Annotated in this window: 5 protein-coding genes; all 5 read right to left on the bottom strand. The window is 73.2% G+C overall.

Annotation, left to right across the window (positions count from 1 at the left end):
* On the bottom strand, positions 1-1,999 hold a 1,999-nt coding region (locus LE181_RS31080), incomplete at its 3' end, for a S1 family serine peptidase (RefSeq protein ID WP_225664884.1).
* A gap of 259 nt (positions 2,000-2,258) precedes the next feature.
* On the bottom strand, positions 2,259-3,164 hold the full coding sequence (gene truB / locus LE181_RS31075) for a tRNA pseudouridine(55) synthase TruB (RefSeq protein ID WP_225664883.1): 906 nt from the start codon (positions 3,162-3,164) through the stop codon (positions 2,259-2,261).
* Positions 3,164-3,625 carry a 30S ribosome-binding factor RbfA gene (rbfA, locus tag LE181_RS31070; protein ID WP_225664882.1) on the bottom strand — a complete coding sequence of 154 codons (462 nt, stop codon included), beginning with the start codon at positions 3,623-3,625 and terminating at the stop codon, positions 3,164-3,166. Before rbfA ends, truB begins: the two co-directional genes overlap by 1 nt.
* Before the next feature lie 64 nt (positions 3,626-3,689).
* Positions 3,690-3,983, bottom strand: a complete 294-nt coding sequence (locus LE181_RS31065; RefSeq protein WP_190112967.1) for a DUF503 domain-containing protein — start codon at positions 3,981-3,983, stop codon at positions 3,690-3,692.
* A gap of 132 nt (positions 3,984-4,115) precedes the next feature.
* A partial coding sequence (gene infB, locus LE181_RS31060; protein ID WP_225664881.1) for a translation initiation factor IF-2 occupies positions 4,116-6,218 on the bottom strand: 2,103 nt, incomplete at its 5' end.

The following is a 6,218-nucleotide window of genomic DNA, read 5'->3' as shown; positions in this document are numbered from 1 at the left end:
GCTTGCGGCGGCGGGTGCCCGAGCGGGCCGCGCCGCCGGAGCCCGGCGGGGGCGGTACGTGGCCACCGGGAGCGGGCATGGGCCCGCCGCCCGCGCGGGACGGCAGGCGGACGGCGGCCTCGGCGGGCGGGCCCTCCGGTTCGTACCAGCGGTGGACGAGGGCGTGCAGTGCGGCGTCCAGATCGAGGTGGGTGCCCTGCAGCCAGTCGGCGAACTCCTCGTGGGCGAAGCGGTAGCCGGAGCCGGCGGGGACGAGCAGACCCTCGGTCAGGACGGCGGAGGCCCAGCCGGTGCGCCAGGGGAACAGCTCCTCGAACGCCTCCCGCTCCAGCTCGCCCTGGCCGGGGCCGAGGCAGCGCCGGGCGGCCTCGTGCACCTGCCCCGCCACGCGCGCCGCGAGCCGCCGCACGGCCGCGCCGCGCAGCGGCGGCCTGCGGGAGGCGGCCAGGCGCACGGCGATGCGCAGGCAGATCAGGTCGAGGTAGGCGGCGAAGACGTCCCACCGGTCGGGGGCCGCCTCGCCCGTGCCGCCCGCGCCCACGGTGCCGTCGGGGAGCGCGGCCCGCACCTCGGCGAGAAGGCGGAGGGCCAGCGGGTGGCCGGCGTCGGCGGGGTCGATGGCGTCCGGGGGGATGCCGTAGGAGGCGCGGACCTCCGCGGCCTGGCCGGGGGTCAGGGCGGGGAGCCGGGTGCAGGGCGGCAGGGCGCGCGGCCCCGGCGCCGACGGCGGCCCGCCGGGACCGCCGGGCACGTGGAGGACCTCCGGGGGGAAGAGCGCGCCGGCACTCTCCCAGTGCTCGGGGCGGCAGGCGACGATCAGGCGGGAGGACGTGCTCCGCAGCCAGCGGGTGGTCGCGGCGGTCCACTCGGGCAGGGCGTGGGCCAGGACGGGCGGCATCTCCTCGGGGCCGTCCAGCAGGACGAGCAGCGGCCGGCCCATGCGGCGGGCCAGCTCGGCGACGCCCTCGGGGGTGGCCGCCGAGGTGGCGCCGACGGTGCCCCCGGGGCCGGCCGAGGCGGTGACGATGCGCCCGGCGGCTGCCAGGGCCCGGGCGATCGCGTCCCGTACGCTCTCGTCGCCCACCTGCAGGTCCGCGCCGCGCAGCCAGAGCGTGGGGGCGGGCTCGGCGCCGCGCGCCCGGCGCCCGGCCAGGGCACCCAGCTCGGTGGTGCGGCCGGTGCCCGGGTCGCCGACGAGCCCGAGCACGTACCGCCCGCCGCCGGGCCCGTCCGGCTCCACGTCCAGGAAACGGGCGAACTCGCACTCGGTCTCGGGCCGCTCGACGGGGTCGCGCCACACGCGCGGGGTGACGACCGAGCCCAGGGCCGTCGCCGTCAGCTGCAGGGCACCCGCGAGGTTGAGGTCGGGGCCGAAGGCGGGGACCGTGGCGGAGTTGCGGTCGAGGAGCTCGGCCAGCGGTCCGTCCGGCGCGGTCGCGGCGACGGCGCGCAGCGGGATCGCGAAGCCCGCGGCCCGGCGGTCGGCCTGGAGCGCGGTACCGAGGACGGCGACCACCGCCCCCGTGCGGGCGTCGAAGACCGGGCCGCCCGTGGCCTCCTCCCCCAGCCGCAGCCCCGCGCGCTCGGACAGGGAGAGCTCCAGGGCGGCGCCGAGGAGGTGGAAGCGGTCGGTGGCGGTGTAGGTGACCGGGACGTCGCCGACGATCCGGGCGTTGTGCCAGCGGCCGGCGCGCAGCCGGACCTCCTGGCCGCCCTCGAAGCGCACGGCGGCGGCCACCGGCAGCGGGGGGACGCACAGGCCCTCGGTGCGCACGAGTGCCAGGTCGCACTCGGGCAGGGGCGTCACGTTCTCCGCGCCGACGATGCAGGTCAGCTCGCCGGGGGCGTGCAGCACGAGGCGTGCGAGGCCGTCGACGGCCTCATGGCTGGTGATCAGGGTGCCGCGGTCGTCGGCGAGGAATCCCGTGCCCCGCGCGCGCCCGGCGAGGTCGCGGATACGCACCAGCGACTCTTCCGCGTCGGCCCGCCGCCCGTTCATCCGTCGAACCTCCCGCCGTGCTCGTCCACACGACGGTAGGCAGCGGATGATCGGCGAAGCCAGGTCCCACCCTGAACGCGCCCCCTTCCACCCCCCTGGTTCACTCCGAGCGCCTGCCCGTTGGGGTGAATCATCCGTCCCGGATGGATAGAGACAGGTGGGAGGGGGATCGTGGGGCGGGGAACGCGTTCGGGCGCGGTCCCCGCCCCACGGTGTGCCGGGCCGGCCGAAGAACGGCCGGCCGGGCGAAGACGGCCGGCTAGGCGAAGACCGCCAGGCTCTTGGCCCTGCCGCCCTGGTTCTCGATCAGCACGAGGAAGCGGCCGTCGGGGCCGAAGACGGCGATCGGGCCCGTGGTGTCGAACGGCGGCACCTTGATGCGCACGCCGTTGGCGAGCAGGCGGGCCTGCTCCTCGTTCACGTCCCAGCGCTGGAAGGCGACCTCGGCCGCCTGGGCGACGGGCATCACGGTCAGCTCCTCCTGGAGCTGACCGAGCGTGCGCGCGTCGCCGATCCCGTACGGGCCGACGCGGGTGCGCCGCAGCGCCGTGAGGTGGCCGCCGACTCCCGTGTCCGCGCCCAGGTCGCGGGCGAGGGCACGCACGTAGGTGCCGGACGAGCAGACGACGGAGACCAGCAGGTCCTGCACCGGCGTGCCGTCCGCCGTCTCGGCGGGCAGCACGGCGTGCACGGTGAAGGAGGAGACCGTCACCGGCCGGGCGGGGATCTCGAAGTCCTCGCCCTCGCGCGCCCGCTTGTAGGAGCGCACGCCGTTTATCTTGATCGCGCTGACCTTGGAGGGCACCTGCATGATGGCGCCCGTCAGCTTGGCCACCCCCGCGTCGATCGCCTCGCGGGTCACCCCGGAGGCGTCCGTGGACGAGGTGACCTCGCCCTCCGCGTCGTCGGTCACTGTGTTCTGGCCGAGCCGGATCGTGGCCACGTACTCCTTCTCGGTCAGCGCGAGGTGACCGAGGAGCTTGGTGGCCCGCTCGACGCCGAGGACGAGCACGCCGGTCGCCATCGGGTCGAGCGTCCCCGCGTGGCCGACGCGCCGGGTGCGGGCGATGCCCCGCATCTTGGCGACGACGTCGTGCGAGGTGAAACCGGCCGGCTTGTCGACGATGACCAGCCCGTCCGGGGTGGTCGGTGCCTTGTGCTTCATCAGGCGCCGGCGCCCTTGTCGTCCGCCGCCTCGTCGTCCTCGCCCGGCTTGCGGTACGGGTCGGCCTCACCGGCGTACGTCGCGCCGGAGGACGCCTGGCGCACCTGGGCGTCCGAGGCCCGCGCCCGATCGAGGAGGTCCTCGATGGTCCGGGCGTTCTCGGGCAGGGCGTCCGCCACGAACGTCAGCGTCGGCGTGAACTTGGTGCCCGCGGCGCGGCCGACCTCGGAGCGCAGGATGCCCTTGGCGCTCTCCAGCCCGGCGGCCGCACTGGCCCGGTCCTCGTCGTCGCCGTAGACCGTGTAGAAGACCGTGGCCTCCCGCAGGTCGCCGGTGACCCGGGTGTCCGTGATGGTCACGTGAGAGCCGAGCCGCGGGTCCTTGATTCCGCGCTGCAGCTTCTGTGCGATGACCTCGCGGATGAGGTCCGCCAGCCTCTTCGCACGCGCGTTGTCGGCCACTGGTCCGTCTCCTTCTCGTCTTCCATCATTGTGCTCTCGGCGCTGGCGCGCCCAGTCGACGGCGTTAGTCGTCGTCTCCGTGGAACCGCCGCCGAACCGACAGCAGCTCCACTTCAGGACGTGCGGCGACCAGGCGCTCGCAGCGGTCCAACAGGTCTGTGAGGTGCCCCGCGTCCCCGGAGACCGCCGCCACGCCGATCGTGGCCCGGCGGTAGAGGTCCTGGTCGCCGACCTCCGCCACGCTCACCGCGTACTTGCGGTGCAGCTCGGCGACGATCGGGCGGACGACGGAGCGCTTCTCCTTCAGCGACCGTACGTCGCCGAGGAGGAGGTCGAAGGACAGAGTCCCTGCATACATGTGGTGCGGGTGAAGCCCACCCGGGAGGCGTGAGGGGTACGTGGTGTGCCGCTCTTCGAACCGTACACGCAACGGCCGGGGCCGATCGACGGAATATCTTCCCGCCGACCGGCCCCAGCAGAGCTGTACGGATCAGCCGCGCGGCTTCTCGCGCATCTCGTACGTCGCGATGACGTCGTCGATCTTGATGTCGTTGAAGTTTCCGAGGTTGATACCGCCCTCGAAGCCTTCGCGGATCTCGGTGACGTCGTCCTTGAAGCGACGCAGACCGACGATGGTGAGGTCCTCGGCCACGACCTTGCCGTCGCGGATGAGGCGCGCCTTGGTGTTGCGCTTGACCTCGCCGGAGCGGATGAGGACACCCGCGATGTTGCCCAGCTTGGACGAGCGGAAGACCTCGCGGATCTCCGCCGTACCGAGCTCGACCTCTTCGTACTCCGGCTTCAGCATGCCCTTGAGGGCCGCCTCGATCTCCTCGATCGCCTGGTAGATGACCGAGTAGTACCGGACGTCGACGCCCTCGCGCTCGGCCATCTGCGTGGCACGGCCCTCGGCGCGGACGTTGAAGCCGATGACGATCGCGTCGGAACCGGACGCCAGGTTGATGTCGGACTCGGTGACCGCACCCACGCCGCGGTGCAGCACGCGGATGTCGACCTCCTCGCCCACGTCGAGCTGGAGCAGCGAGGACTCGAGGGCCTCGACGGAACCGGAAGCGTCACCCTTGATGATGAGGTTGAGCTGCTGGATCTCGCCGGCCTTGAGCACCTTGTCGAGGTCCTCGAGGGACACCCGGCGGGTGCGCTTGGCGAAGGCGGCGTTGCGCTCGCGCGCAGCGCGCTTCTCGGCAATCTGGCGGGCCGTGCGGTCCTCGTCGACGACGAGGAAGTTGTCGCCGGCGCCCGGGACGTTGGTCAGACCGAGGACGAGGACCGGGGTCGACGGACCCGCCTCTTCCACGTTCTGGCCCTTGTCGTCGAGCATCGCGCGGACACGACCGTAGGCGTCACCGGCGACCATCGTGTCGCCGACGCGGAGGGTACCGCGCTGGACGAGGACGGTGGCCACGGCACCGCGACCGCGGTCGAGGTGGGCCTCGATCGCAATACCCTGCGCGTCCTGCTCCGCGTTGGCGCGCAGGTCGAGGGCGGCGTCGGCGGTGAGGACGACGGCTTCGAGCAGCTTGTCGATGTTCAGACCCTGCTTGGCGGAGATGTCGACGAACATCGTGTCGCCGCCGTACTCCTCGGCCACCAGACCGAACTCGGTGAGCTGACCGCGCACCTTGGTCGGGTCGGCGCCCTCGACGTCGATCTTGTTGACCGCGACCACGATCGGCACGTCGGCCGCCTTGGCGTGGTTCAGGGCCTCGATCGTCTGCGGCATGACACCGTCGTTGGCCGCCACCACGAGGATCGCGATGTCGGTCGACTTCGCACCACGGGCACGCATGGCGGTGAACGCCTCGTGACCCGGGGTGTCGATGAAGGTGATCTTGCGCTCTTCGTCGTTGACGTCGGTGGAGACCTGGTAGGCACCGATGTGCTGGGTGATGCCACCGGCCTCGCCCGCGACCACGTTGGTCTTGCGGATGGCGTCGAGCAGTCGCGTCTTACCGTGGTCGACGTGACCCATGACGGTCACGACCGGCGGACGCGCGACGAGCATCTCCTCGCCGCCCTCGTTCTCACCGAACTCGATGTCGAACGACTCGAGCAGCTCGCGGTCCTCCTCCTCGGGGCTCACGATCTGAACGGTGTAGTTCATCTCGTCGCCGAGGAGCTGCAGCGTCTCGTCCGAGACGGACTGCGTGGCCGTGACCATCTCGCCGAGGTTCATCATCACGGCGACGAGCGACGCCGGGTTGGCGCCGATCTTCTCCGCGAAGTCGGTGAGGGAGGCACCGCGCGACAGGCGAATGGTCTCGCCGCCGCCGCGGGGCAGCATCACGCCGCCGACGGACGGGGCCTGCATGGCCTCGTACTCCTGGCGACGCTGGCGCTTGGACTTGCGGCCACGACGGGCCGGACCGCCGGGACGGCCGAAGGCACCCTGCGTGCCGCCACGGGCACCCGGGCCGCCGGGACGACCGCCGAAGCCCGGACGACCGCCGCCGAAGCCGCCGCCGCCACCGGGGCCACCGCCACCGGGACGACCGGCGAAGCCGCCGCCGCCACCGGGACGACCGCCGCCACCGGGACCGGCCGGACGACCGGCGAAGCCGGGACGACCGGC

Origin of the sequence: Streptomyces sichuanensis (assembly GCF_020328095.1) — a bacterium.
Lineage (GTDB): Bacteria > Actinomycetota > Actinomycetes > Streptomycetales > Streptomycetaceae > Streptomyces > Streptomyces cinnamoneus.
The sequence above is the reverse complement of the archived record's forward strand: the minus strand, read 5'-3'. Positions and strand labels throughout refer to the sequence as shown.